The following is a 26,900-nucleotide window of genomic DNA, read 5'->3' as shown; positions in this document are numbered from 1 at the left end:
CCGGACATGAACTTTACCGACCTCTTCATCCGCAAGCCCGTCCTCGCGATCGTCATCAATCTGATGATTCTCGCGCTCGGGCTGCGCTCGGTGGGTTTGCTGCCGGTTCTGCAATATCCGCGCACGGAAAACGCCGTGGTCACCGTCACGACGACCTATTACGGCGCCGATCCGGACGTCGTCGCCGGCTTCATCACGACTCCGCTCGAAAATGCGATCGCCCAGGCCAATGGCATCGATTACATGAGTTCGAGCAGCACGGTCGGGCTCAGCGTCATCACCGTCTATCTGCGCCTCAACTACGATCCCGACAAGGCGCTCACCGAGATCAACACCAAGGTCAGTTCGGTCCTCAATCAATTGCCGGCTCAGTCGCAGCGGCCGGTGCTGACGGTGAAGATCGGCCAGACGATCGACGCCATGTATCTCGGCTTCAACAGCGACGTTCTGGCGCGCAACCAGATCACCGATTATCTGGCCCGCGTGGTCCAGCCGAGACTCCAGGCGGTGAAGGGGGTGCAGACGGCGGAAATCCTGGGCGGCCAGCAATTCGCGCTGCGCGCCTGGCTCGATCCCGCCAAGCTCGCCGCCTATGATCTCACCGCCGCCGACGTCAGCGCCGCCTTGGCCGAGAACGATTATATTTCCGGCGTCGGCACGACCAAGGGGCAGATGGTTCAGGTCAGCCTTTCCGCTTCCACCGGCCTGCATACGCGGAAGGAATTCGCCAATCTCATAATCAAACAGGCCGGCGGCGCCATCGTTCGCCTGAAGGACGTCGCCCATGTCGTTCTCGGCGCCGACAGTTACGATGCGCAGGTGGCGTTCGACGGCAAGCGGGCGGTCTATATCGGCATCCAGCTGGCGCCGAACGCCAATCTGCTGGACGTGCTCGCGAGCGTGCACAAGGTCTTTCCCGCGCTCGTCGCGCAATTTCCGCGCGGATTGCATGGCGCTATCGTCTATGATTCCTCCGAATTCGTGCACAGCGCGATCTATGACGTCATCCGCACACTGGTTGAGGCGCTCGTCATCGTGAATCTGGTCGTGCTCCTGTTTCTGGGAGCCTTGCGGCCGATGTTCATCGCCAGCATCGCGATACCGCTGTCCCTGATCGGCGCCTTCGCCATGATGCTGGCGCTGGGATTTTCCATCAACCTGCTGACTCTGCTCGCGCTGGTTCTGGCGATCGGCCTGGTGGTCGATGACGCGATCATCGTGGTCGAGAACGTCAATCGCCATCTCGAAGAAGGTCAGCGCCCGCTCCAGGCCGCGATCCTGGCCGGACGCGAGCTGGGCGCGCCCATCATCGCCATGACGGCCGTGCTCATCTCGGTCTATGTGCCGATCGCCTTCCAGGGCGGCCTGACCGGCGCCTTGTTCACGGAATTCGCCTTCACCCTCGCCGGCGCGGTGACGATTTCGGCGATCGTCGCCCTGACCCTGTCGCCGATGCTGTGTTCGCGCCTGCTGCGGCCGCATGACGAGGCCGGAGCGCGCGGGCGCCGTTTCACCGAGCTGGTAGACCGCGCCTTCGACGCCGTGCGCCGGCGCTACCGGGGCGCGCTCCACGGCAGCCTGAACACTTTGCCGGTAACGCTCGTCTTTGCGGCGCTGGTCCTTGGCGGCATCTATTTTCTCTATAACAGCTCCAAGAGCGAACTGGCCCCGCAGGAGGACCAGGGCGTGGTCCTCGCCTCATCGACGCTCGCGCCCGACGCCACCCTGGATCAGAGGCTGCTCTATTCGCGTCAGGTCTTTCACATGATGAAGGGCTTTCCCGAGACCGCCCATGTCTTCCAGATCGACGCGCCGGGCCAGTCCATTTCCGGCATGGTGCTGAAGCCCTGGGACCAGCGCAGCCGCACCAGCAACCAGTTGCAGCCCATCCTGCAGAAGAAGCTCGACGGCGTCGCCGGCGCGCGCATCGCCGCCTTCCAGCTTCCGTCGCTGCCCGGCAGCCAGGGCTTGCCGGTGCAGTTCGTCCTCACCTCGACGCAATCGTTCGACCACCTGAATGAGGTGGCGGAAAAATTCCTGCATCGCGCGCTGAACAGCGGCAATTTCATCTTTCTCGATTCCACGCTCAGGATCGACAACCCGCAGGCCGTGATCGAGATCAACCGCGACAAGGCCGCGGAGCTGGGCCTGAAAATGAGCGATATCGGCAACAGCCTGGCCGCGTTGCTCGGCGGCGGCTATGTCAATTATTTTTCCCTCGACCGGCGCTCCTATGAGGTGATCCCGCAGGTTCAGCAGCGCTTCCGCCAGAACGTCGATCAATTGCTCAACTATTATATCGCCAACATCAAAGGCGTTCCCGTTCCTCTGTCGGCCATAGCCCATATCGTCACCAGGACCGTTCCCGAATCCCTGGACCATTTTCAGGAGCTCAACAGCGCGACGATCCAAGGCGTCGCGGCGCCCGGCGTCACCCAGGGCGACGCGCTGAAATTTCTGGACGATCTCGCCGCGCGGACCCTGCCCCAGGGCTATTCCGTCGATTATGCCGGCATGTCGCGGCAATTCGTCCAGGAATCCGGCGGGTTCCTGCTCACCTTCTCCTTCGCTTTGCTGATCATTTTCCTGTCGCTCGCGGCCCTGTTCGAAAGTTTCCGCGATCCCTTCATCATTCTGGTCTCGGTGCCGATGTCGCTGGCCGGCGCGCTGGTCTTCATCGCCATCGGCGTCGGCGGCGCCTCGCTCAACATCTATACCGAGGTCGGTCTCGTCACCCTGATGGGGCTCGTCAGCAAACACGCCATCCTGATCGTGAAATTCGCTAACGACCTGCAGGAGGAGGGCCGCTCGAAACGCGAGGCCATCGAGGATGCGGCTTCCGTCCGCCTGCGCCCGATCCTGATGACGACCGCGGCCATGGTGCTCGGCGTCGTCCCGCTGATCATCGCGACCGGCGCCGGCGCCGTCTCCCGCTTCAACATCGGCCTCGTGATCGGCAGCGGCCTGCTGATCGGGACCTTCTTCACTTTGTTCGTGGTTCCGGCGGCGTTCATGGCGCTTGCGCCGGAAAAGATGCAAGAGCCTCTCGCCGAAGGGGAGGGCGCGCCAGCCTAGCGGCGAAAATCCCCCGCTTGGCGCCCTATTCCCATGACAAAATTCGGCTCAACGCTGACCTTCCTGATCGGGCCGGCAACCGGCCCGTCATGTGAAGGGTTTCGGGCGCCGGCCCCGCGGCGACCCGATCGCGCGTTGTCAGGGCCGGCGACCGAAACCCTTCACACTTTGAGCCAATTGCAATACGGGAGCCATTCGTCAGATTTCGGCTACTGGCTCAAACTTCCGTGGACAAAGGCGCCGCGACTTGTTCCAGCGGCTTGCGCTCCGCCCGGACGGCTGACGCCGGCTGGCGCAGTTGCAGTCCGCGTTCTGGAGCCGCGCCAACCGTGTCAGCGGCGCTGCGCAACTTGCGGCCGGGCGGTGGATGGCGTCGCATGTCCATTCGGCAGACCCTGCGCAAGCCGCCGGTGAATTCCCGAAATCTCGTCAATCAGCACATTGCAAAGTCGAATCCGCGACTCAAGCTCCGCTGGAGCGGTCACTGCATCGTCGAAATCATATAATTGACTATGTGCATTCTTGATTGTTCTTAACGAACGATCAATCGAATTGCATCGAGCTTGGTCAAACAAATCAGTCGCCCGCATAGCCATTACCTCTTTGATCGACGCACATTTAGACTGGGCTGGCTCTTCACCGGCGAACCACGTCAGACAACGCAGGGAAGTCGATTGCGAAAGTGGCGTTATATGGTGACAATAATTTGTCGGGATTTGCGTCATACATCACAAAAAAGTGAGGTCATTTCAAAGCAACAACTTACGTAAAACGAGTAGACGGCGTCGTTCTGCAAATGCACGTTTTTTGTTGACAGTTGGCCGTTGATGCCAAGGTAAGGCCCCCTTCATCCCTGCGATGGCTTCCGTCTCCTGCGCTGGCGTGAAGTTCGCGCGGACGAGGTTTTCGTCGGGCAAAGCTCTGGTTGTCCCCGCCTTGCGCGCGCGTTCAGTTTTCCGTGGACAAAGGCGCCGCCACCTGTTCCAGCGGCTTGCGCTCAGCCCGGACGGCGAAGAGGGCGGCGACGGTCGCCGCCGTGAGCATCAGGATCGCGGCGAAGATATAGCCCGCGAACAAATCCTCCCTGGCGCCGCTGGCGATCAGGCTGCCGAAGACGAAGGGCGCGGCGACGCCGCCGATCGCGGTGGAAAACGCGTAGAACAGGCCGATGGCGAGGGCGCGGATTTCGATCGGGAAAGTTTCGGCGACCGTCAGATAGGCCGCGCTCGCCGCCGTCGAGCCGAAGAAAAAAACCGCCATCCAGCCAAGGGTTTGCGTGACCGCGCTCAAGAGATCGTTCTGGAACAGCAAAGCGCAGGCGACCAGAAGCGCGCCGGACAGACCATAGGTCAAGGTCAGCATCAGCCTGCGGCCCCAGACGTCGAACAGCCGGCCGAGGAGGAGGGGGCCGAGGAAATTGCTGATCGCGAAGGTCAGGACATGCCAGCCGACATGGTCGGGCCGGACCTGGTAGAATTTGGTCAGCACCAGCGCATAAGTGAAGAAGATGGCGTTGAAGAAGTAGGCCTGCGCCGCCATCAGCGTCAGGCCGACCACGGTGCGCCGGCGGTAGCGGCGGAAGAGGACGTCAAGCACTTCGAGCCAGGGCGTGTGCTCGCGCGCCCACAAGCGGATGCGCGAGCCATCCGTGGGCGCGAGCGCGTATCCTTCGTCCCTTAAACGCTGTTCGATCTGCGCCACGACGTTTTGCGCCTCGGCCTCGCGTCCGTGCAGGACAAGCCAGCGGGGACTTTCCGGTATCCACATCCGCATAAAAAAGACGCCGACGCCGAGGGCCGCGCCGGTCAGGAAGGCGATCCGCCAGCCAAGGTCTGGCGAGAACAGCGCGGGATTGAGCAGCACGACCGCGACGACCGCGCCAAGGGCGGCGCCGAGCCAGAAACTGCCGTTGATGACGAGGTCGGTGAAGCCGCGATAGCGCGCCGGCACGAGTTCCTGAATGGTCGAATTGATGGCCGAATATTCGCCGCCTATGCCCGCGCCGGTCAGCAGGCGGAAGGCGAAAAAACTCGTCCGGTCCCAGGCGAGTCCGGTCAGGGCCGTCGCGGTGAGGTAAAGCGCGATGGTGGTGAAGAAGAGCCTTTTCCGGCCGTGCCGGTCGGTCAGCCAGCCGAAGAGAATCGCGCCGGCGACGGCGCCGACCAGATAGGCGCTTCCCGCGAGACCGACGTCGGCGTCGGAAAAGACGAGCGCCGGACTGGTTTTCAGCGCGGCGGCGACCGATCCGGCGAGCGTGACTTCGAGACCGTCGAGAATCCAGGTGACGCCGAGGGCCGCCACGACCAGACGGTGAAATCCGCCCCACGGCAGGCGCTCCAGCCTCGCCGGTATGTCGGTTTCGACGATGTGAACCTCGGTTGGCGGGCCGGACGCCGTTTCCACTGCGGTTCCCCCTTGAGCGTCGCAGCATAGCGAAGCCGAGAGGGCTGAAAAGGGGCGGCGCGCCTCTGCCAGCCGCGGATGCGCCGTTCGCGGAAGCGCGGAGGTTGGTCGATGCCGGGCAGGCCGCTGACGCGGCCAACGTCGCCATCAAACTCTGCACCAAAACAAAAAAAGCCGCCCAGAGGCGGCTTTAGGCGTGGTTTTTCAAGGATTACTTGATCTTGGTTTCCTTGAACTCGACATGCTTGCGCGCGACGGGGTCGTATTTCTTGAAGGCCAGCTTGTCCGTCTTGGTGCGGGCGTTCTTCTTGGTGACGTAGAAATAGCCGGTGTCGGCGGTGGACAGCAGCTTGATCTTGATCGTGGCGGCCTTGGCCATGGCGAATAACCTTGAAGCGGATCGGGCAGGCCGCATCCTCAAAAAGCGGACGGGGCCTTTGGGAACAAAAGGGGCCGGATCGCTCCGGCCCAAACTCGCGGGCACCATACGCGCTGTCGTTTGTTTGTCAAGCAGCGCTTGAAAGGCGCGGCGCGCATTTTACCGTGGCAGGCGGCCCGTCGCAGCACTAAATTAAAGGCATTGGGGGAGGAATCGCCGTGACGATCGAGTCTGCTTCATCCGGGGGCGACGCACTCCATATATGCGCGCTGCTGCCAGAGGTCGAGACCGCGCTTTCGACGCTGCAATGCGCCGTTGCGGCGGCCAGGGGATTCGCGGCCGAGATTTGCGCCGCCCATGTCGGATTCGACGCCCGGGCCGCGCTGGTGGACGCCGAGGAAACGGAAATCCAGCAATTGCGCGAGATTTACGAGGGTCCGCCCGAGGTGCGCGCCGCCCGCGTCAAGGCCGTTGTCGACGGCTTCTGCGCCACGGCGTCCGGCGCGCCGCCGATCCGCTGGCATGACGACGCGGGCGACGTCGCGGCCAATGTCGCGATGGAGACCGGCGGCGCCGGTCTGATCGTCGTCAGCCGCCCGGTCCATCTCGACGCCGCCGACGCTTTCCATGCCGCCTTGTTCGGGGGGCGCCGGCTGGTGCTGGTCGCTCCGCGCGATGTCGCCGATGGAGGGCGCGTCATCGGCCGCCATATCGTGATCGGCTGGAAGCCCGGCGCGCCGGTCGAGGAGACGGCGCAGGCCGCGTCGCCCTGGCTGAAACGCGCCGAAAAGATCACGGTTCTGTGGGCAGCGAGGCCGGGCTCCGGACCTTACGAGCCGAGCGCGCGGGCCTTTTTCGAACGGCTGGGCGTCGAGGTCGAGATCGCCAAGCTCGCAAGGAGCGCGGGAAGCGTCGGCCACGACCTGATTGGCGAGTCGACGCGCCGGGGCGCCGATTGTCTGCTGATCGGCGCCTATACCCACGGCGCCTGGTGGGAGACCATGTTCGGCGGCGTCACCCGCGACGTGCTCGCGGAAGCGAACGTCCCGGTCTTCATGATGCGGGCGCGTTGAGCCTTGTCGGGGGCCGTCCTCCATCGTCTGGGCCATTTGTGGCCGGGGGTTCCGCTCGCGCTCGGCTCGGCGGTTTTGTTCGGCCTGACCGCGCCCTTGTCGAAACTGTTTCTGGAGCGTTTCGATCCTCAGCTCCTTGCGGGCTTCCTTTATCTCGGCGCGGGGATTGGCCTTGCCGGCTTCCATTTTGGCCGGCGGGCGGTCGGGCTTCCCGCGCCCGAGGCGCCGCTGCGGCGGAGCGATCTGCCGTGGCTCGCGGCGGTCGTGTTGTTCGGGGGCCTGCTCGGGCCTTTGCTGCTGATGATGGGACTGAGCGCGACGAGCGCCGCCAACGCCTCGCTGCTGCTCAATCTCGAAGGGCTGGCGACCATGGCGATCGCGTGGCTGGTCTTTCGCGAAAATGTGGACGCGCGCCTGTTCGGCGGGGCCATGGCCATTCTGGCCGGGGCCGCCGTCCTGTCCTGGCAGGGGAGCGGTCTGGCTTTGGACAAAGGCGCGCTGCTGGTCGCCGGCGCCTGTGTCGCCTGGGGGATCGACAATAATCTCACCCGCAAATTGTCCTCCGCCGATCCGGTCTCGATCGCGGCGATCAAGGGGTTGGCGGCGGGTTCGGTCAATGCTTCCGCCGCTCTCGCCCGCGGGGCCGAGGCGCCCGGCGCCTTGCTCGCGGGGGCAGCCGGCCTGCTCGGCTTTTTCGGCGTCGGCGTCAGTCTCGTCCTCTACATTCTGGCGCTGCGGCGATTGGGCGCGGCCCGCACCGGGGCCTATTTCGCGCTCGCACCCTTCATCGGGGCGCTGGTGGCCCTGGTCCTGCTGCACGAGCAGCCGACCGCCAGCCTGCTCATCGCCGGCGCCCTGATGGGCCTCGGCCTGTGGCCGCATCTCGCCGAGCGGCACGAGCACGAGCACGCCCACGAGGCGGTGGAGCATGAGCACGTCCATGTCCACGACGAGCACCATCGGCACAGCCACGACGGGCCGGTGATCGAGCCGCATTCCCACCCCCATCGGCACTCGCCGATGGTCCACGCCCATCCCCATTACCCGGATTCGCACCACCGCCATTCGCATGGTTGAAACCGGTCAAGAAGATGATCTGCAGCCTGTGCCGCCGGCCGCTCGGCGTGAAGGTCGAAGCGCATCATCTGACGCCCAGGACTTTCGGCGGGCGTGAGACGGTCCCGCGCCACCCGATCTGCCATCGCAAAATCCATACGGCTTTGTCGGAGCGCGAATTCATGCGCGCGTTCCATACGATCGAGGCCCTGCGGGGCCATGTGGAGATCGCCCGTTTCATCGCCTGGGTGACGAAAAAGGACCCGGATTTTTACGCCCCGACCTTCGACAGCAAGACACGCAAGGCCAAGCGCAAGCGGTGAAAATCTCAAGCGCCCCGATCACAAAGAATCAGCGCGCGGCATTAGTTGCGCGGCAGGGGCGCGAGGGCGCCGACCTCGCGCGAAAACCTGCGCCGCCAGTTGGGGCGCTCGCGGTCGGTGCCCGGCAGGTTTACGGCCACCGTTTCGCCGAGCAGATCGTCGATCTGGATCATCGCCAGAACCGAGGGGGTTTTCGCGACGAAGGCGTGGATCGCCGCGGCGAAATCCGCGTCGGATTCGGCGTTTGCCGGCGCCAGATGTTCCGCGGCGAGCGCCTTGAGCAGGCGTGAGATGTCGTCATCGCGGCGCGTGCGCTCGCGCGCGGCTTCTTCCGGCGAAACGAGGCCCAGCGCGGCCTTTTCCTCGATGTCGGCGCCGCGCCGCCAGCCCGCCAGCGTCGGCAGGTCGTGGGTCGAGGCGCAGGCCACGGCGCCATGGGGATAGGCCGAGGGCGGCGCGAAATCCTCCCCGTGCCGCTCGAACCACAGCACGCGATAGCTCAAGACATTGGCCGCCGCCATCCGGTCGCGGAAGCCCGCGGGCACGGTGCCGAGGTCCTCGCCGACGACCAGGCATTGCGCGCGATGGCTTTCCAGCGCCAATTGTCCGAGCAGATCGTCGAGCGGAAAGGCGAGATAGGCGCCTTCGAGCGCGGACGCGCCTTCCGGCACAACGAAAAGCCGTGTCAGCGCCATGACGTGGTCGATTCGCAAGGCGCCGGCGTGACGCATATTGGCGCGCAGCAATTGGGCGAAAGCCGCATAGCCCATGCGCGCCATTTTCAGGGAATCGGGCGGCGGAAGGCCCCAGTTCTGGCCGCCCTCGGCGAAAGGATCGGGCGGGGCGCCCACCGAGACGCCGTGCAGGAACAGTTCGCGTTCGGCCCAGACTTCGCCGCCGTCGGGCGCCGCGCCGACGGCGAGATCGCGATAGAAGCCGAGCGACAGCCCGGCTGCTTTCGCCCGCGCCGCCGCCCGGGCAATCTGCCGGTCGCACAGCCATTGCTCGAAACAGATCGCGCGAATGGCCTCGCCGCGCACGGGCGCCTTTCCCTGCCGCGCCTCGGCTTCAAACGCCGCGAACAGAAAAAGCCTTTCGCCGCCTTCGGCGATGAAGGCCTCGAAATCGCGCGCCGCCGGCAAGCTGGGGTCGCGCTTGGCGGCCTCTTCGAAAGCCGCGAACAGGCTCGTGATCTTCCCGGCCTTCAGCGCCCAGACCGCCGGATAATCGACTTCGTTCTTGGTGGCGAGGGCCTTGGCGCGCTCCCGTTCGTCGGGCTCGAGCGCGCAGGGCAGGCCGGTGATTTCGCCGAGCGTTTCAAGGTCGAGGTAGATGGAATCGAGAAAATTGCGGTCGCTCGGATAATAGGGGCTGGCGCGGTCGCGGTCGCGCGCGAACAAAGCGTGGAGCGGGTTGATCCCGACCGCGGCATAGCCTGCCCGGCCCGCGGCCTCGGCCAATTCCGCAAGCGAGGTGAAATCGCCGATTCCCTGATCGCCGTCGCGGCGCAGGCTGTAGAGCTGGGTGGAGAGCCCCGAGACGCGGGCGTCGAGCCCCGGCGGCCAATAGCAGGCGGGCGGCGCAACGGTGAGCGCGCAGGATAAGCCGGGCTCATCAGCCAGCATGAGCTTGTAGCGACCGATCGGCAGCGGCGGCAACGTTGCGACATGGACGGCGAAAACCAAGCCGTCGCAGGCGCGGCGCTGCTCGCGGCGCAAGGATTCGGCGCCGAGCGCGAGGCGCCGGCGCGCGCCGGATTCGTCCTCTATGTCGAGTTCCGCGCGCGGCCCGGCGAAGACCAGCGGCGCTTCGATCGCCTCTCCCTCGCGCGCGACCAAAGCGAAGGGCAGGGCGCGGCGGTCGCGCTCGTCGGCCAGGCGCTTGAGGCTGGCGCGCGACTCGGCCTGGGTCGCGGCGGGCAGGCCCATGGCTTTCAGCAGCGCGGCCTTGGTCGCGTCGGGGACGATATGGCGCTCGCCCTTGATGTCGTGCCAGTCCGGCGCGATTCCGGCGGCGCGGGCGAGGGCGTCGAGCGTTTCGGGCGACGGCGCCAAATCGTTCGCCGGGCCATCCGGCGTCTCGATCAGAACGAGCGTCGAGCGCGGCGCGACGATCAACGTTTCGCCGCAGTCGAACGAGGCGCCGTCGCCCGCGCCGTCCTCGGCCTGGGTGTCGAGCGCGCGGCGCCAGAAATGGTTTTCGCGCGGCTGCGGCAGGCGGAAATGGGCGCCGTGGCCCCCGGCGTTGAACAGGACGCCGGCGCGCGAGCCGTCCGCCGCGAAAAAGGCGCCGAGGAAGCGCCGCTCATCGTCGCGCCATTGCGCGGGGGTCAGGATTTCGCCGTCGTCGCCGCGCCATTCGACATCCGCGTGCTCGTGGCCATCGGGCGCCGCGCCGGTCAGAAAGCGATCCTGTGTGAGGGCCGGCGTCGTCTTGCGCAGGGCGATCAGGGCGCGGGCGAAGGCGATCAGGCGCCCGTCGGCCCTGCTCCAGTCGAGCCAGGCGGTCTCGTTGTCCTGGGCATAAGCGTTGTTGTTGCCCCGCTGGCTCTGGCCGAGTTCCGCGCCCATCGACAGCATCGGCGCGCCGCGCGAGAGCAGCAGGGCGGCGAGCAGATTGCGCTGGTCGCGCCGCCGCGCCGCGAGAATCCGTTCGTCAGCCGTCTCGCCCTCGGCGCCGTTGTTCCAGGAATGATTGGCGTCGGTTCCGTCGCGATTATCCTCGCCATTTGCCTCGTTGTGCTTGCGCTCGAAAGCGACGAGATCGGCGAGGGTGAAGCCGTCATGGGCGGTGACGAAATTCACGCTGCGCGTGGGCGGCTTGCGGCCGGCGAACAGGTCGGACGAGCCGGCGATGCGGGTGGCCATCTCTCCGATCATGCCGGAATCGCCGCGCCAGAATTTGCGGGCGGCGTCGCGGAAGGCGTCGTTCCATTCGCCCCAAAGCGGAGGAAAACGGCCGATCTGATAGCCGCCGGACCCGATGTCCCAGGGCTCGGCGATCAGTTTGAGATCGCGCAATACGGGGTCCTGGGCGATTGCGGCGAGGAGCGGCGCGTGCGGGTCGAAACCCTCCGGCCGGCGGGCGAGGGTCGTGGCGAGATCGAAGCGGAAGCCGTCCACGCCGCCATAGAGCGCCCAGGCGCGCAAGGCGTCCATGGCGAGGCGCAGGGGCGCGGGATGGTCGAAACGCAGAATATTGCCGCAGCCGGCGTCATTGACATAAAGTGCGGCGTCGGCGGGATCGAGCCGGTAATAGACGGCGTTGTCGAGGCCACGCAGGGAGAGCGTCGGGCCGCCGGCGTCGCTCTCGCCGCTGTGGTTGAGCACGACGTCGATCAGCACTTCGAAGCCGGCGTCCTGCAGCGTCGCGACGCTCTCGCGCACCTCTCGCCAGCCGCCCGGCGCAAGGCGCGGATCGGGCGCGCGGAAGGCGATCGGGTTATAGCCCCAATAATTGGTCAGGCCCGCGTCGCGCAAATGGCGCTCGTCGATCGAGGCCGCGCAGGGCATCAGCTCCAGCGTCGTGACCCCGAGCAGCTTCAGATGGGCGATCGCGGCGGGATGGGCGAGGCCGGCGAATGTTCCGCGCGCCTTTTCCGGCAGGCTGCCGAGCGCGCGGGTGAAGCCGCGCGCATGCAATTCGTAGATGATCGTTTCGGACCACGGAATCTTTGGCCGGTTCGGCCGCGCGAAGGGCGGCGCGGCGGCGATCGCCTTGGGCGCGAAAGGCCCGCTGTCGGAGTCGAAATCGAACAGGGAATCGTGCAGCCGGGCCGGCCGGTCGATCGCCAGGGCGAAAGGATCGAGCAGGAGTTTGTTGGCGTTGAAGCGCAGGCCCTCCTCCGGGCGCCATGGGCCGTGGGCGCGCAGGCCATAGAGCGCGCCGGCGCTCATGCCGGGGACGAAGCCGTGGAAAATAGGGCCGGTCCGTCCCGGCAGGGCGAGGCGAGCGAGCTCAAAGCGGCCGCTCGCGTCGAAGAGGCAGAGATCGATCTGATGCGCGGTTTCGGAAAAAACAGCGATATTGGCGCCGCCTCCGGCCAGCGACAGGCCGAGCGGCTCCGGTGAGCCGGGAAGGAGCGCGTGCGGGATCAAGCCGGCGCGACCTCGCGATAGATTTCAGCGTAATGGCGGGCGGGGTTCGTCCAGCTCACGTCGGTCTTCAAGCCGTTGAACTGGATGTTTTTCCACGCTGTCTTGCGGGCGTGGAGCGCGGCGCAGCGGCGCAGCGCCCCGGCCAGGGCTTCGGCTGTCACCGGCGCGAATTGCAGGCCGGTGGCGCATTTCGCCTGCAGCGCCATTTCGTTGGCGTCGATGATCGTGTCGGCGAGGCCGCCGACCCGTGCAGCCACCGGCACGGCGCCATAGCGCATGGCGCAAAGCTGGGTGAGGCCGCAGGGCTCGAAGCGCGAGGGAATCAGAATGGCGTCGGCGCCGGCCTGGATCAGATGGGCGAGGCGCTCATCATAGGAGAAATGGACGCCGATACGGCCTGGATGCAGCTGGGCCGCCTCCTGAAACGCCGCTTCGAGCGCCGGATCGCCCGTGCCGAGCAGGACGAGCTGGGCGTTATGCTCCTCGAAAAAGGGCAGGCAGGCGAGCAGAAGATCGAGGCCCTTCTGCCATGACAGGCGGCTGACGACGCCGACGAGCAGCCGGTCCGGCGCATGGGCGAGGCCCATGCGCGCCTGCAGCGCCTTTTTGTTTTCCGCGCGCGCGGCAATTTTTTTGCGCGTGAACGGCGCGACGATCATCGGATCGGTTTCGGGGTTCCAGACTTCGACGTCGATGCCGTTGAGGACGCCGGCGAGTTGCTCCGCACGCGCGCGCAAAAGCCCGTCGAGGCCCATGCCGGAATGGCCCTGTTGGATTTCCTGCGCATAGGTCGGCGAGACGGTGGTGATGCGGTCGGAAAGCTGCAGCCCCGCTTTGAGGAAACCGACGCCGCCGTAATATTCGACGCCCTCGATGGAGAAGGCCTGCGGCGGCAGGCCGAGCGCGCCAAAAATTTCGGCCGGGAATTGTCCCTGGAAGGCGAGGTTATGCGCCGTCATCACCGCGCCGGGGCGCGGTTTGCCGCTGTAATGGAGATAAGCGGCGGTCAGCCCGGCCTGCCAGTCGTGGGCGTGGACCACCTGCGGCGCGAAACCTTCGACCAGGCCCTGGCCGAGCAGGGCACCGACCTTGGCGAGCGCGGCGAAGCGGAGGGCGTTGTCGGGAAAATCGCGGCCGTCATGACCGCCATAGGGGCCGCCGTCGCGGTCATAGAGATGCGGCGCGTCGAGCGCGAACAGGTCTAGTCCCGCCGCCCTGGCCGCCAGCAGCCGCGCCGGCCCGCCGAACAGGTCGTCGAAATGCGCCACGGCTTCCGCTTTTTTCAGCGCGGCGAGCACCGGGCGGTAGCCGGGGCAGAGCGTGCGCAGGGCGACATGCTCCGCCGCCAGCGCGCCGGGCAGGGCGCCGGCGACGTCGGCGAGACCGCCGGTCTTGATCAAGGGATAGATTTCGGGGGCGACTGAAAGAGCGGTGACGGATTTCATGTGGAGATGCGGTCGATCATTGGCTGGGTCACGAGGCAGACTCCCTCGGCGGTGCGGCGGAAGCGGGCGGCGTCGAGTTCGGGATCTTCGCCGATCACAAGGCCCTCCGGTATGCGCACGCCGCGATCCACGACCACTTTGTTGAGTCGCGCCGAACGCCCGACGTCCACGTCGGGCAGGATCACCGCGCCCTCGACGTGGGCGAAGGAATTGACCCGCACCCGGTTGAACAGCAGCGAATTGCGCACGGCGCCGCCCGAAACGATGCTGCCGCCCGAAACCAGCGAGGAAACGGCCTGGCCGCGCCGGCCATCCACGTCATGGACGAATTTCGCCGGCGCCGTCAGTTCGGCATAGGTCCAGATCGGCCAGTTGGTGTCGAAAAGGTCGAGTTCGGGCTCGATATGGGTGAGGTCGATATTGGCCGCCCAATAGGCGTCCACCGTGCCGACGTCGCGCCAATAGGGCGCGACCTCCTGAGTCGAGCGCACGCAGGACGACGAGAAGTGATGCGCGACCGCCTTGCCGTGCTTCACGATATAGGGGATCAGGTCCTTGCCGAAATCGTGGCTGGATCTGGGATTGGCGGCGTCCTCGCGCAACAGCTCGAACAGGAACTTCGTCTCGAAAACATAAATGCCCATGCTGGCGAGGCAGCGGTCGGGCGCGCCGGGAATGGTCGGGGGATTTTTGGGTTTTTCCAGAAAGGAGATGATGCGGTTGTTCACGTCCACGCCCATCACGCCGAAGGCGGTCGCCTCTTCCGGCGTGACTTCAAGACAGCCCACGGTCACGTCGGCCCCCGCGTCCACATGCTGCTGGAGCATCCGCTCGTAATCCATCTTGTAGATGTGATCGCCAGCGAGGACGACGATAAATCTCGGATCGTAGTCGAGAATGATGTCGGCGTTCTGATAGACGGCGTCGGCGGTGCCGACATACCACATATTTTCCGAAATGCGCTGGGAGGCGGGAAGCAGGTCGAAGCTTTCGTTGCGCTCCGGGCGCAGGAAGGTCCAGGCGCGCTGGACATGCCGGATCAGGCTGTGGGCCTTGTACTGGGTGGCGACCGCTATGCGGCGGATGCCCGAGTTCAGCGCGTTGGACAAAGCGAAATCGATGATTCGCGCCTTGCCGCCGAAATAGACGGCGGGCTTGGCGCGCCGGTCGGTCAGCTCCATCAGGCGCGAGCCGCGCCCTCCGGCGAGCACATAGGCCAGGGCGTGGCGGGCGAGCGGCGCGCTGGCCATTGGCGGCTTCGATAGCGGAACGGTGAAGGATTTCGTCATCGGGCGGTTCCTCCGGCAGCTGTTGCAGCGCTGCTGTTTATTGTAGGTCGGCCAGTTTCGGCCGCTTCGTTCGGGATCAAATCCCTTGTTCGGCTTCCGGTTCCAGGATCAGGTAAAGGGCGGCGAGCGGCGGAGCCATGACGCGGGCCGAGGCCGGCTGCCCCTGGCAGGGCTCGGGATGCGCATGAACCTCGCCGAAATTGCCGAGGCCTGAGCCGCCGTAATCGTGGGAATCGCTGTTGAGGATTTCGCGCCAGCGGCCGGGCGCGGGCAGGGGAATGCGGTAATCGGGGCGCGGCACGGGGGTGAAATTCACCACGACGGCGATGGGCGGATCGTCCGGCCCGCCGCGCCGCAGCCAGGCGAAGACCGAATTGTCCTCGTCGTCCACCACCAGCCATTGGAAACCCTCGTCCTCGCAGTCGCGGGCGTGGAGCGCGGGATGCGCGCGATAGAGATGGTTGAGGTCGCGAACCAGCCGGCTCAGGCCGGCGTGGGGCCAAAACTCCAGCAAATGCCAGTCGAGCGACCGGGTTTCGGTCCATTCGGCGGTCTGGCCGAAATCCTGCCCCATGAACAGAAGCTTCTTGCCTGGATGCGCCCACATGAAAGCGTAATAGGCGCGGGCGTTGGCGAATTTTTGCCATTCGTCGCCGGGCATCTTGCCGACGACCGAGCCCTTGCCGTGCACCACTTCGTCATGGGAGATCGGCAGGATGAAATTCTCGGCGAAGGCGTAGAGCAGGCCGAAAGTGAGCTGGTGGTGGCTCCAGCGGCGATAGGCCGGGTCCTGCGCGACATAGCGCAAAGTGTCGTTCATCCAGCCCATGTTCCATTTGAAGCCGAAACCGAGGCCTCCCGAATGGACGGGTTGCGACACCCCCGGCCAGGCGGTCGATTCCTCGGCGATCATCAGCGCGCCGGGGTAGCGTTCATAGACGAGGCGGTTGACCCTTTGCAGGAAGGCGATGGCTTCGAGATTTTCCTTGCCGCCATATTGGTTCGGCGTCCACTCGCCCTCTTTTCGCGAATAGTCGAGGTAGAGCATGGAGGCGACGGCATCGACGCGCAACCCGTCGATGTGGAACTGCTCGAACCAGTAGAGCGCGTTGACGGCGAGAAAATTGGCGATCTCGCGGCGACCGAAATCATAGATCGCGGTGTTCCAGTCGGGATGGAAGCCGCGGCGGGGATCGGCGTGCTCGTAAAGCGGTTCGCCGTCGAACCAGGCGAGGCCATGCTCGTCGGTCGGGAAATGCGCCGGGACCCAGTCGAGAATTACGCCCAGACCTTCCGCATGGGCGCGGTCCATGAAACGCTTGAATCCTTCCGCGTCGCCGAAACGCGAGGTCGGCGCGAACAGGCCGATCGGCTGGTAGCCCCAGGAGGCGTCGAGCGGATGCTCGGAGACCGGCAGCAGTTCCAGATGGGTGAAGCCCTGGTCCCGCGCATAGGGGATCAGGCTGTCGGCGAGTTCGTCATAGGTCAGGAAGCGATTGTCGTCGCCCCGGCGCCAGGAGCCGAGATGGACCTCGTAGATGGTCATGGGCGCGCGCCGCGGGTCGTTTGGCGCCCGCGCGGCGAGATAATCGGCGTCGGTCCACGCAAAATCCTTCACGCCCGGCACGGCGGAGGCGGTGGAGGGCCGCAATTGCGCCTCCTGGCCGAAGGGATCGGCCTTGAGCGGCATGAGATCGCCCGAGGCCGAAAGAATTTCATATTTGTAGAGGACGCCCTGTCCCAAATCGGGGATGAAAATTTCCCATAAGCCGCTGTCGACGCGCTTGCGCATGGGATGGCGGCGCCCGTCCCAGGCGTTGAAGTCGCCGACCACGGAGACCCGGGCCGCGTGCGGCGCCCAGACCGAGAAATGCACGCCCTCGACGCCTTCATGGGTCAGGACATGGGCGCCGAGCCGGCGGTAAAGCTCGAGATGCGCGCCCTCGACGAGCAGATGATCGTCCATTTCTCCGAGGATCGGCCCGAAGCGATAGGGGTCGTCCCATTCCCATGCGCCGCCCTCGTTGGCGGCGACGAGCCGATAGGCGGCGAAGACCGGCTTGCCAAGGCAGACGCCTTCGAAAAAGCCGGGTTCGCTGCGCGCATCGAGCGCGTAGCGCACGCCGTCGGCAAAGACGGCGGCGAGCGTCCGGGCGCCGGGCGCGAAGGCGCGGATGACCACGCCGCCGTCGCAGGGGTGCGGGCCGAGCACGGCGAAAGGGTCGGGATGCTGGCCGGCGGCGATCTCAGCGATGTCGGCGTCCGGCGCCCCGTCTGGGATTGGCTTCATGATGGGCGAACGGGAACCTTCCAGATGTCGTCGGCATATTCGGCGATCGTCCGGTCGGAGGAAAACCAGCCGGTGCGGGCGGTGTTGAGGATTGCCGAACGCCACCACGATTTGCGGTCGCGCCAGCGTCGGGCGATATTCATCTGCGTCGCGCAATAGGCGTCGAAATCGGCCGTCACGAGGAAATAATCGTGATAGGTCAGCATATCGACCAGCGTTGCGTAGCGATTGCGGTCATCGGGCGAGAAGGCGCCGTCCCGGATCGACTCCAGCACCTCGCGCAGCATCGGCGAAGCGGCGATGGTGTCGCGCGCGTCGTTGCCGCGTGCGCGCCGCACCGCGACCTCCTCGGCGGTGAGGCCGAAGATGCAAATATTATCGGCGCCGACGTGCTCCCTGATCTCGACATTGGCGCCGTCGAGCGTGCCGATGGTCAGCGCCCCGTTGAGCGCCATTTTCATGTTGCCGGTGCCGGAAGCCTCCATGCCGGCGGTCGAAATCTGCTCCGAAAGGTCGGCGGCCGGTATGATCGCCTCGGCCAGGCTGACATTGTAATTGGGCAGGAACACAACCTTGAGCAAATCGCGCACCGTGGGGTCGTTGTTGACCACGCGCGCCACGTCATTGGCGAGCTTGATGATCAGCTTGGCCATATGATAGCTCGCCGCGGCCTTGCCGGCGAAGATTTTCACCCGCGGCACACAGTCGCGCATGGGATGGGCGCGAATATCGTTATAATGCGCGATGGTCTGGAGAATATTGAGCAGTTGGCGCTTGTATTCATGGATGCGCTTGATCTGCACGTCGAAGATCGCGTTGGGATCGACCTTGATCATCATCCGGTCGGCGATCAGGCCGGCAAGCGCCGTCTTGTTGGCGAGCCGGGCGCCGGCGAAGCGCGCCTGGAAATCGAGGTCGGTCGCCAGAGGCTCCAGCGCCTTCAGCGCTTCGGCGTCGTTATAGAAGTCCTTGCCGATCGTCTCGGCGAGCAGCTTCGTCAGATGCGGATTGGCTTCCAGGAGCCAGCGACGGAAGGTGACGCCGTTGGTCTTGTTCACGATGCGGTCGGGGTAGATTTCGTTAAAGTCGCGGAACACGGTCTGCTTGACCAGTTCCGTATGGAGCGCCGACACGCCATTGACCTTGTGCGAGCCGAGAAAGGCCAGATGGCCCATGCGGACGTGGCGGCCGTGATGCTCGTCGATCAGCGACAGCGCGGACAATTTCCCCGGATCTTCCATGCCCTCGGCGCGCAGCCGGTCGAGGTGCCTGGCGTTGATGAGATAGATGATTTGCATGTGGCGCGGCAGCAGCCGCTCCATCAGCGGGGCCGGCCAGGTTTCGAGCGCCTCGGGCAAAAGAGTGTGGTTGGTGTAGCAGAAGGTCGCCTGCGTGATTTCCCAGGCGCGGTCCCAGTCCAGCACATAGACGTCCACCAGCAGGCGCATCATCTCCGCGACGGCGATCGCCGGATGGGTGTCGTTGAGCTGGATCACGACGTAGTCGGCGAGGGCGTCGATGTCGCCGTTTTGCCGCAGATGGCGGCGGATGAGATCCTGCAGCGAGGCGGAGGCGAAGAAATATTCCTGCCGCAGGCGCAATTCCTGCCCGGCGGGGGTGGAATCGGCGGGATAGAGGATTTTTGAGATGGATTCGGCGCGGACCTGGTCGGCCAGGGCGCCGACATAATCGCCCTCGTTGAAGACGTCCAGGCGCAAGGGATCGGGGGCGCGCGCCGACCACAGGCGCAAGGTGTTCACGAAATTGCTTTTGTCGGCGCCGGGCCACCCGACGATCGGCGTGTCATAGGCGGCCGCGACCACCGTTTCGCTCGGGCGCCAGATCCGCGCGGGCGAGCCATTATCGCGCGGCATGGCGTCGACCACGCCGCCGAAGCCGATGTTATGCGCGACCTCTGGGCGCGGGAACTCCCATGGATTGCCGAAGTCCAGCCAGTCCTCGGGATATTCGTGCTGCCAGCCGTCCGTAATGGTCTGGCGGAACATGCCGTTGTCGTAACGTATGCCATAGCCGTGGCCGGCGATGGAAAGCGTCGCCATGCTCTCCATGAAACAGGCGGCGAGGCGGCCGAGGCCGCCATTCCCGAGCGCTGCGTCGGGCTCGACCTGGCGCAATTTGTCGAGATCCATGTCGAGGCTCGAAAGCGCCGCCCGCATCTGCTCGACCAGGCCCAGATTGGTGAGCGAATCGATCAGCAGGCGGCCGATGAGGAATTCCAGCGACAGGTAATAGACCCGCCGGCGGTTCTCCTGATAGGCGGCGCGCACCGAGCGCATCCAGTCGTTGACGATATGGTCGCGGGTGGCGAGCGCCACCGAGATGAACCAGTCGCGCTCGCTCGCCGTGTTGCGGTCCTTGCCGACGGAATAAGTGAGCTTTTCGATCACGGCGTCGCGCAATTGCCCGACCTGTTGCGCGAACTGGGCGGCGCGCGCGTCGGCGGACAGCTCCGCTTCCGGCTCTGAACCGGCGGGAGCGGGAGTGGCGAGTTCGTTCATAGGGGACGTTCCGGCTGGCGGCGCGCCGGGCGCGCGCCGGTCTCGACCCACATTAAACGGCCGATGCGCCCAAGATCAATCGCCACGCTACGACCAAAGACGAAGCGCCCGATAAATACGAAAAGCGGCTTCGCTTGCGCGAAGCCGCCCGATTTCACATGAGCCGCGAAGGATCAGCGGCAGACGCGCACGCCGCGATGGTAATAGCAGCGCACCGGCGGTCGGCGGTGGGTGACCACTGCGCCGCGCGGGCCGGCGCAGCCCGCGCGATAGACGCCGCGCGCGCAGACGACCGCGTTGGCGGCCGGCATGTCGGCGACGACCATGCCGAGGGCGAAGAGAGCAAGAGCCAATTTCTTCATGGACGAATTCCTTTTCCCGATGCGCTCCGCTCCCGCAAGCCTGAAAGCCGAAGCTAAGCGATCTTCTATCACCGCGCCCGCGAGAATATGAGCGAGCTGCGACATTAAAATTGCGCCTCGACTGAGTTTGCACAGGCGTCAGCGGCAGATGCGGACGCCGGCGCGCCAGTAGCAACGCGGCCCTTAATAGGGACGGTGATAACGCGGCCCGTAATAGGGATGGTGATAACGCGGCCCATAATAGGGACGGCGATAATGCGGCCCATAATAGGGACGATAGTGCGGATGGCCGGTGACCACGGCGCCGCGCGGACCGGCGCAGCCGGCGCGATAGGGGCCGCGCGCGCAGACGACGGCGTTGGCGGCGGAAACGTCGGCGAAGATCATGCCAAGGCCGAAGAGAGCGAAAAGCACCTTTTTCATGGGTGTGTCCTTTCCAATGCGCTCCGCTCCCGAAAGCCGAAGCGCGGCGCGACTCGGGCGCCGCGCCGGACTCTACAGGAACGAGCCGCGCTATTGAAAATCCTTCGAGCTGAACGCTGGCAGAACAATTCCGGTTTCCTGGGCGATCAGCTGAGCGAATTTCTCTTCCCAGCCTTGCGGCGGCAGGTGGCTCAAGGCGCGGTCGCATTTCGCGCGCAGGGCGCCGCCGTCATAGGCGCGCTGGTCGAAGCCGGGCGCGCGCGGGTCGTCGCCGGGCCAGAACAGGCTCTGGGCGAGATTGTTCAGCTCCAGCACGACGAGATCGCGCCCGTCCGGTCCCCGAAGCTCCAGCAGAAAGCCGCAATGGTCGCTCAAATAAGTCGAAAGCGACGAACAGGGCGCATGGAGCAAGACGGCGGCGCTCTGCGCCTTGCGCGCGCCGATGAGCCGCGCCCGCGTCACGAAAGGCAGAAAAGCCCGCCAGAAGGCGCGGCGGCGCGCCAGCGCGTCCGGCTCGTCGGTGCGCAAATCCGCGACGATGCGGAAGGCGGCCTCAAGCGTGTCCGCCGCCAGCCAGCGCTCGACCTGCGCAAGCACGTCCTCGGGAATGTCGCGCCAATCCTCCAGCCCCGCGCGCGGGTCGCCGGCGATGCGGAAAGCGAGTTTCAGCGCATGGCCGATGGTTTCGGCGCCGCTGCGCGCGCCGAAACCGACCAGGCCGGAAACGAAGGCGATCTTGGCCCGCGCCCGCGCCGCGGCGGGGCCGCCGGCGCCAAGGAGACCGGCAGGTTCGAAGAAATCCAGCATGGACCCCGCCGCCGTCCAGTCGCCGGCAGCCGCGGCGCGCAAGGCGTAGTTCTCGGCCACGGCGACGAGAAAGCCCGAGCCTTGCAGGATGGGGCGCGTCTGGGCGGCGCGTTCGCCGTCGCGCAGGAAGGAAAGATCGCCCGCCGCCAGCGACCCGGCGACCCGCGCGACCGCTTCCACGCCTTCCCACAGCCGCCAGGTGCGGGCGAAATCGCCGAATCGGCCCCATAGCGCCCCGGCGCGCCCGGACAGCCAGGATTGGCTTAGACCGGCGACGGGAAGCTCGGGGTCGTAATGGCGCAGCAGCGCCATGCAGACGCGCGTTTCCGCGATGCGCGGCTTCCAGTCAGTCCCGGCCCAGCGCAGCCAGGCCTCGATGTCCGGCTCGCGCGCGATCCAGGGACCGCGCCGGCGCCACAACAGTTCGAGCACGGCTTTCTTCTCGGCAAAATCCAGCGCATCGATGTCGCCCCCGCTCGCGGCGAGTTTTCGCGCGGCGCGGTCGATCACCCGCTCCGGCGACCCGGGCAAGGCTCGCCCGGGTCCGTGGCGCTCTTCAAGATCTCTGGCGAGGCGGGCGAGCCGCGAACGCTGCGCGAGCCAAGTCCCGTCACCTGTCCCGACACCTGTCTTGTCACTTGGCGACGGCATCGAGGCTGTCCAGCCTTTTGTTCAGTTCGCGAAGAGTCTTTTCCACCTCGTCGCGGTTGACCGCCATGATCAGCCGGACCTCGATGCGGCGGTCGCGCTCCATGATCGCCTTGTCGGAACGCTCCTTCTCGGTGAGGCCTACGGTCACGGGCCTGGTGTCGGCATAGCCGCTGACGCCGAGCAGGCTCTTGCCCTCGGCGTTCCTGAGATTCGGCACGCGCGGGTCGGAGTCGCGCGCGATGCGAAAGGCGGCGATGGCGCGGGCGGCGGAAAGATCCCAATTGTCGCGAAAGCCCGCGCCGCCGCGCAGGGGCGCGGAATCGGTGTGGCCCTCGATATAGACCGCGTTCAGCACGCTGCCGCGCGATTGCGGCGGGCAGGCCGCAATCTGCCCGGATCTGGCCGAGGCGCCCGGCAGGAAGCAGGGCGCGACATCGGCCAAAGCGGCGCCCAACAGCCGGATCACGTCGCGGCCGTAGGGGGTCGGGTCAGCCTTGCCCGATTCGAACAGATTGCCGGTCGGCAGGCGCAGCACGCCGTCGCGGAAATCGGCCTCGACAGTCACGCCCCTGGCGGCGAGGCGCTTTTGCAGCATTTTCAGGATTTCGGCGCGGGTGGCGTCGGCCTCGGCGAGACGGTCGAGCAGGGGAACGACGCCCTGGGTCTTGAGGAAGGCGACAAAGTCGGAGAGTTTTGCCGCCCGTTTTTCCAGGGCGTCGCGCTGGGCCGTGACCCGCTGCAGTTCTTTCGTGGTCTGGTCGTAAAGCGAACGCGGGACAGCGTCCTCCATCATCACCAGCGACAAAGCCAGGACCATGATGATGAAGATGAACACCACGCCGACCATGAGGTCCGCGACCGGCGCGAAGACGTCCTTCTTTTCCTCTTCCTCGATTTTATGGACGCGGGCGGAGAACATCAGCGCGCCTCGGCGGTCTTTTTGCCCGCGCGATTGTCGATGATGTCGCCCATGTCGATCAGGGCCGCTTCCAGGCTGCCGATCGAGCGCGCGATTTCATTGTCGTAGGTCTCGATACAGGTCGAAATTTCGTGGCCCAGGGCCTGTACGCCGCCGGTCAGTTCGTCGAGCGTTTTGGCGACCGCGCGCTCGACCTCGCGGAAGCTCGCGGCATGGGCGCCGAGGCTGTCGTTGGCCTGGGCCGCCGAAAGACGGAAGGTCTCGACGACTTGGCGTCCGGATTCGGAAACGGCCCGAACCTGCTCGGCCGCGCCGGCGAAATTGTCCATGGCGCCCTTGAGCGAGGCGCTGGCCGAGGCGAGCGGCGGCGCCGCGTCCTTGACCGTCCCGGCGGCCTCGGCGAGCGCTTCTGACGCCCCCGACACGATGGCGCCCGCCTTTTCCAGCCGCGCGTTCTGGGCGTCCATGCCGAGCGCGACCTCGGCCAGTTTCAGCGACAGGCCGCGCGCCGAATCGGCGAAACGTTCGACGGTCCGGTTCAACATCTCGGCCGAGCCTTCCGCCGCGCCGGAAATGAGCTGCGCGCCCTGGGCGGCGCCGGCGGCGAGCATGTCCTGGCTCTCGCGCATTTTCACGCCGGAGGCGTCGCTCGCCTGCATCAGGCGGTCGGCGGCCATGGCGAGCGAGCGGGCGATCTCGTCGACCCGCGCCGCGAACAGATCGGCGCCGCCACTCGTCGCCCGCGTCGCCACCGCCGCGACGCTGTCGAGCGCGGTCTGGACCTTTTCGCCGATCTCGCGCGAGGATTGCTCGGACGCCGAAGCCAGCGCCGCCGGCATGGCGAGAATTCTGGCCTCGAACGAGGCGAGCGTCGCCGCGAGCGACGCCTGGCCCTGTTCGAATCCGGCGCTCATGCGTTTGGCGGCCTCGCCGAGCGCGGCCGCCGAGCGGCCGATTTCGTCGCCGAAGCCGCCCTCGGTCGCCTTGATCTTGTCGGGCAAAGCGTCGAAAGCGGTCAGCGCGCCGGTCATCTGCGCGCCGAAGGCGGCGATATGGCCGGCGATGGCGTCGCCGGAGCTGGAAATCTGCTCGATGCGGGCGGCGGCTTCGGTCAGGCGGGTCATGGCGTCGCGGAAGGTCAGCGTCGCGGTCGTCAAAGGCGCGGCGGCGCTTTCCATGGCGCCGGCCGCCAGCGCCAGATTGTTGGAGGCGCCGGAGACGATCTCGCCGGATTTGTCGAGACGCTCGTTATGGGCGGCGAGCGCCTGCTCGGTCTGGTCGAGCCGGGTTGAAAGGCTGGCGACGGCGGTGGCGAAGGAATCGACCATGCGCGCCAGCCGCGCGGCGGCCTCTTCGCCCGTGGCGGTGACGGCTTGCATGCCCTCGGACATTTGCGCGCGGGAATCGACGCCGGCCTGGGCCAGCGCCGAAGCCGCGGCGGTGAGCGCGGCGGCGACGCTTTCGACGCGGGCCGAAATCTCTTCGCTGTTGGTGCGGCTGGCCTGTTCGGTCACCTGGGCGGCGCTGTCGAGCGAGGCGAGCAAAGCGGAGCCGGCCTTGCGCGTGCTGTCCTCGGCGGCCGCGGCGATCGCCGGCGCGATGCCCGCGATCCTGGCTTCGAAAGCGCCGAGGGTCGCGGCGAGGCGCTCCTGCGCCTGCTCCATTTGCGCCGCCATCCGCGCCGCCGATTGCGAAAGTTCGCCGGCGCCGCGTCCGATTTCGTCGCCGAAGCCGGTCTGGGTCGCCTTGAACGTCTCGGAAAGGGATTCGAACGAGGCGAGCGAATGAGTCATCTGCGCGCCATAGGCGGCGACATGGCCGGCGATCTGGTCGCCCGAGGCGGCAATGGTCTCGATGCGGCGGGCGGCTTCCCCCAGGCCGACCATGGCTTCGCGGAACGTGTGGGTGGCCTCGGTCAGCGGCGCGGCGGCGCCTTCCATGGCGCCCGCGGCGTGGACCAGTTCGCCGGAGGCGCTTGCAACGGCCGCGCCGGATCTGTCGAGCTCCTCGTTGTGGGCGGCGAGCGCCTGCTCGGTCTGGCCCAGCCGCTCGGACAGGCGGCCGACGGCCGAGGCGAAGGCGTCAACCATGCGGGTCAGCCGCGCGGCGGCCTCTTCGCCGGAGGCCGACACGGCTTTGGCGCCCTCGGCCATCTGGGCGCGCGACTCGACGCCGGCCTGGGTCAGCGCGGCGGCGGCGGCGGCGAGCGCGGCGGCCACGCCCTCGATCCGGGCCGTCATTTTCTCGGCGCCGGCGCGGCCGGCCTCGTCGGCGGCTAAAGCGGCGCCGTCGAGGGTCTGGCGAAGCGCGGCGCTCATGTCGCGCGCGCCCTGCTCGGCGGTCGCGGCGAAGGCGGAGGGCAGATTGGCGATCTTGAGCTCGAAGGCGGCGAGCGTCGCGGCCATGCGGTCCTGGCTCTGCTCCATCAAAGCGGCCATGCGCGCGGCGGACTGGTTCAGCTCCTCCGCGCCGCGTCCGATCTCATTGCCCAAGCCGCTCTGGACGTCGCCGATCCGGCGCGGCAGGACGTCGAGCGCCTCGAACAGCCCGCCGAATCTGGCGTTCTGGGCCTCCATCAGCCGCAATTGGCGGCGCAGGATCATTTCCGGCGCGACATAGGTCGAAAGCGCCCGGATTTCATGCAGCAGGGCGTCCTCGGCCTGGGTCTGGGCGCCAGCCTGCTGGCGCGCGATCACGCTCCAGAAAATATAGGCGAGAATGCCAGCGATCGAGGTGATGAACTTGACCGAGCTGACGGCGAGAATGCCCTCGACCGCCTGTTTGAGCTGGGCCGGCGACAGCGAATCGTGACCGTGGCCGCCAAGCTGCAGGAGCGCGGCGGACAGACCGACAAAGGTGAAGAACAGGCCGACGGTCAGAAAGACGCCGGCAAGGGTGGACGACCATTTGGGATAGGAATGGCCGGGCAGGTGGACGAGTGCGAAGAAATCGGCCGGGTCGGAATAGGAAAAGGCGGCGCCGTCCTCAAATTCGACCCCCGAATGGTAGCGCCGCCAGGCGGGGGCGAGGCTGTTCGCGGCGAAAACCGCATCGGCCTCGGCGAACAAGGCCTCAGGCGTTTCCGCTTTGGCGCTCAATGCGCGCAGGGCGCGGGCGGTTCGCCACAGCGGGCTCAAGAAACGGCGTTCGGCGGGGCGCAGGGCCAGAAGCCACAGCAGCAGCGCCGAGCCGATTATGCCGAAAGCGATGCCGACCGCCAAGGGGCGGCCGGAAAACAGGGCGATTGGCGTCAGGACAAGGTCGGCGAAACGATCCATCATTCATCCCGGCCGTCGCACGATTTGCAAAGCGCCGCCGCGCCACAAGGCGACGCGGCGGCTTCAAGCCGTTCAGGCGGCGGACTTCAGGGTCTTTTCGAACTGGCCCTTGATCGGCTCGACGCATTCCTTGGCGATCTTCTGCGCCAGAGCGGAGAGGTCCTTGGTCTGATCGTTGAGGGCCTTGAACTGCTTCTCGGCATAGGCCGACTGCAGCGGAACGATTTCGGTCGGGGCCTTCACGCTGGCGAGCGAGGCCAGATAGTCGAGGGTCATGTGGGCGTTGGCGTGAAAGGCTTCGAGCGCCTTGGCGTTGAATTCGACGAGGCCCTTGAGGACGATGGAGGCGCTGGCGTCGAGCGAGCCGGCGGTTTCCTTGGCGGCGGCGTTGAGCTTCTCGTAGGTTTCGCGGGCCTGGCTCACGCCCTTTTCCGCCATTTTGCGGACGTTTTCGCTGGAAATTTGGGCGACTTCGGCGGGGATCTTGGTCTCGGACATGGCAACACCTTAT

General features: G+C 66.2%; 17 protein-coding genes. 4 read left to right on the top strand and 13 right to left on the bottom strand.

The window, feature by feature from the left end; all coding sequences use genetic code 11:
* The first annotated feature begins 6 nt into the window (after window positions 1–6).
* The gene (locus K2U94_RS12065) at window positions 7–3,075 is read left to right on the top strand and encodes an efflux RND transporter permease subunit (protein ID WP_243067446.1); all 3,069 of its coding nucleotides are present in this window, start codon (window positions 7–9) and stop codon (window positions 3,073–3,075) included.
* Between the two features lie 948 nt (window positions 3,076–4,023).
* On the opposite strand, the gene K2U94_RS12060 is transcribed toward K2U94_RS12065, so the two are convergent.
* Both K2U94_RS12060 and rpmG read right to left on the bottom strand, forming a co-directional pair.
* Window positions 4,024–5,478 carry an MFS transporter gene (locus K2U94_RS12060; RefSeq protein ID WP_243067445.1) on the bottom strand — a complete coding sequence of 485 codons (1,455 nt, stop codon included), beginning with the start codon at window positions 5,476–5,478 and terminating at the stop codon, window positions 4,024–4,026.
* Between the two features lie 211 nt (window positions 5,479–5,689).
* Window positions 5,690–5,857, bottom strand: a complete 168-nt coding sequence (gene rpmG / locus K2U94_RS12055) for a 50S ribosomal protein L33 (protein ID WP_243067444.1) — start codon at window positions 5,855–5,857, stop codon at window positions 5,690–5,692.
* A gap of 218 nt (window positions 5,858–6,075) precedes the next feature.
* Between rpmG and K2U94_RS12050 the strand changes: the two genes are divergently transcribed.
* From K2U94_RS12050 to K2U94_RS12040, 3 genes are read left to right on the top strand one after another with little or no spacing between them, the layout of a single operon-like run.
* Window positions 6,076–6,930 carry a universal stress protein gene (locus tag K2U94_RS12050; RefSeq protein ID WP_243067443.1) on the top strand — a complete coding sequence of 285 codons (855 nt, stop codon included), beginning with the start codon at window positions 6,076–6,078 and terminating at the stop codon, window positions 6,928–6,930.
* Between the two features lie 3 nt (window positions 6,931–6,933).
* Window positions 6,934–8,007 carry a DMT family transporter gene (locus K2U94_RS12045; protein WP_243067442.1) on the top strand — a complete coding sequence of 358 codons (1,074 nt, stop codon included), beginning with the start codon at window positions 6,934–6,936 and terminating at the stop codon, window positions 8,005–8,007.
* A 14-nt stretch (window positions 8,008–8,021) separates the two neighbouring features.
* A complete protein-coding gene (locus tag K2U94_RS12040) occupies window positions 8,022–8,309 on the top strand; it encodes an HNH endonuclease (RefSeq protein ID WP_243067441.1) in 288 nt (95 codons plus the stop codon).
* Between the two features lie 41 nt (window positions 8,310–8,350).
* On the opposite strand, the gene glgX is transcribed toward K2U94_RS12040, so the two are convergent.
* The 11 genes from glgX to K2U94_RS11985 form a co-directional block, all read right to left on the bottom strand.
* Window positions 8,351–12,406, bottom strand: coding sequence for a glycogen debranching protein GlgX (glgX, locus tag K2U94_RS12035; protein ID WP_243067440.1), 4,056 nt, complete (start codon window positions 12,404–12,406; stop codon window positions 8,351–8,353).
* Entirely contained in the window at window positions 12,403–13,851 is a 1,449-nt protein-coding gene (glgA, locus tag K2U94_RS12030; protein WP_243067439.1) for a glycogen synthase GlgA, read from the bottom strand. The genes glgX and glgA overlap by 4 nt, the downstream gene beginning before the upstream one ends.
* Window positions 13,848–15,101, bottom strand: a complete 1,254-nt coding sequence (gene glgC, locus K2U94_RS12025) for a glucose-1-phosphate adenylyltransferase (RefSeq protein WP_243068861.1) — start codon at window positions 15,099–15,101, stop codon at window positions 13,848–13,850. Before glgC ends, glgA begins: the two co-directional genes overlap by 4 nt.
* A gap of 115 nt (window positions 15,102–15,216) precedes the next feature.
* Window positions 15,217–17,430 carry a 1,4-alpha-glucan branching protein GlgB gene (glgB, locus tag K2U94_RS12020; protein WP_243067438.1) on the bottom strand — a complete coding sequence of 738 codons (2,214 nt, stop codon included), beginning with the start codon at window positions 17,428–17,430 and terminating at the stop codon, window positions 15,217–15,219.
* Window positions 17,427–19,949: a glycogen/starch/alpha-glucan phosphorylase gene (locus tag K2U94_RS12015; RefSeq protein ID WP_243067437.1), complete on the bottom strand. Its 2,523-nt coding sequence runs from the start codon at window positions 19,947–19,949 to the stop codon at window positions 17,427–17,429. The genes glgB and K2U94_RS12015 overlap by 4 nt, the downstream gene beginning before the upstream one ends.
* Window positions 19,950–20,122: 173 nt before the next feature.
* Window positions 20,123–20,311 (bottom strand): hypothetical protein, encoded by a 189-nt coding sequence (locus tag K2U94_RS12010; RefSeq protein ID WP_243067436.1) that lies wholly within the window; start codon window positions 20,309–20,311, stop codon window positions 20,123–20,125.
* 183 nt (window positions 20,312–20,494) lie between these two features.
* Window positions 20,495–20,734 (bottom strand): hypothetical protein, encoded by a 240-nt coding sequence (locus K2U94_RS12005; protein ID WP_243067435.1) that lies wholly within the window; start codon window positions 20,732–20,734, stop codon window positions 20,495–20,497.
* A 90-nt stretch (window positions 20,735–20,824) separates the two neighbouring features.
* Window positions 20,825–22,072, bottom strand: coding sequence for an EH signature domain-containing protein (locus K2U94_RS12000; protein WP_243067434.1), 1,248 nt, complete (start codon window positions 22,070–22,072; stop codon window positions 20,825–20,827).
* A 103-nt stretch (window positions 22,073–22,175) separates the two neighbouring features.
* The gene (locus K2U94_RS11995) at window positions 22,176–23,111 is read right to left on the bottom strand and encodes an OmpA/MotB family protein (protein ID WP_243067433.1); all 936 of its coding nucleotides are present in this window, start codon (window positions 23,109–23,111) and stop codon (window positions 22,176–22,178) included.
* Entirely contained in the window at window positions 23,111–26,389 is a 3,279-nt protein-coding gene (locus K2U94_RS11990) for a hypothetical protein (protein WP_243067432.1), read from the bottom strand. Before K2U94_RS11990 ends, K2U94_RS11995 begins: the two co-directional genes overlap by 1 nt.
* Window positions 26,390–26,461: 72 nt before the next feature.
* On the bottom strand, window positions 26,462–26,887 hold the full coding sequence (locus tag K2U94_RS11985) for a phasin family protein (protein WP_243067431.1): 426 nt from the start codon (window positions 26,885–26,887) through the stop codon (window positions 26,462–26,464).
* Window positions 26,888–26,900: the final 13 nt, after the last annotated feature.

Source organism: Candidatus Rhodoblastus alkanivorans, from assembly GCF_022760755.1.
Classification (GTDB): domain Bacteria; phylum Pseudomonadota; class Alphaproteobacteria; order Rhizobiales; family Beijerinckiaceae; genus Rhodoblastus; species Rhodoblastus alkanivorans.
This window is presented reverse-complemented; position numbering and strand designations above follow the sequence as displayed.

Coding starts and splice junctions, on each gene's coding strand:
- K2U94_RS12065 (WP_243067446.1), top strand. CDS start 7: ATGAACTTTACCGACCTCTTCATCCGCAAGCCCGTCCTCGCGATCGTC.
- rpmG (WP_243067444.1), bottom strand. CDS start 5,857: ATGGCCAAGGCCGCCACGATCAAGATCAAGCTGCTGTCCACCGCCGAC.
- K2U94_RS12040 (WP_243067441.1), top strand. CDS start 8,022: ATGATCTGCAGCCTGTGCCGCCGGCCGCTCGGCGTGAAGGTCGAAGCG.
- glgA (WP_243067439.1), bottom strand. CDS start 13,851: ATGAAATCCGTCACCGCTCTTTCAGTCGCCCCCGAAATCTATCCCTTG.
- glgC (WP_243068861.1), bottom strand. CDS start 15,101: ATGGCCAGCGCGCCGCTCGCCCGCCACGCCCTGGCCTATGTGCTCGCC.
- glgB (WP_243067438.1), bottom strand. CDS start 17,430: ATGAAGCCAATCCCAGACGGGGCGCCGGACGCCGACATCGCTGAGATC.
- K2U94_RS12015 (WP_243067437.1), bottom strand. CDS start 19,949: ATGAACGAACTCGCCACTCCCGCTCCCGCCGGTTCAGAGCCGGAAGCG.
- K2U94_RS12010 (WP_243067436.1), bottom strand. CDS start 20,311: ATGAAGAAATTGGCTCTTGCTCTCTTCGCCCTCGGCATGGTCGTCGCC.
- K2U94_RS12005 (WP_243067435.1), bottom strand. CDS start 20,734: ATGAAAAAGGTGCTTTTCGCTCTCTTCGGCCTTGGCATGATCTTCGCC.
- K2U94_RS11995 (WP_243067433.1), bottom strand. CDS start 23,111: ATGTTCTCCGCCCGCGTCCATAAAATCGAGGAAGAGGAAAAGAAGGAC.
- K2U94_RS11990 (WP_243067432.1), bottom strand. CDS start 26,389: ATGGATCGTTTCGCCGACCTTGTCCTGACGCCAATCGCCCTGTTTTCC.
- K2U94_RS11985 (WP_243067431.1), bottom strand. CDS start 26,887: ATGTCCGAGACCAAGATCCCCGCCGAAGTCGCCCAAATTTCCAGCGAA.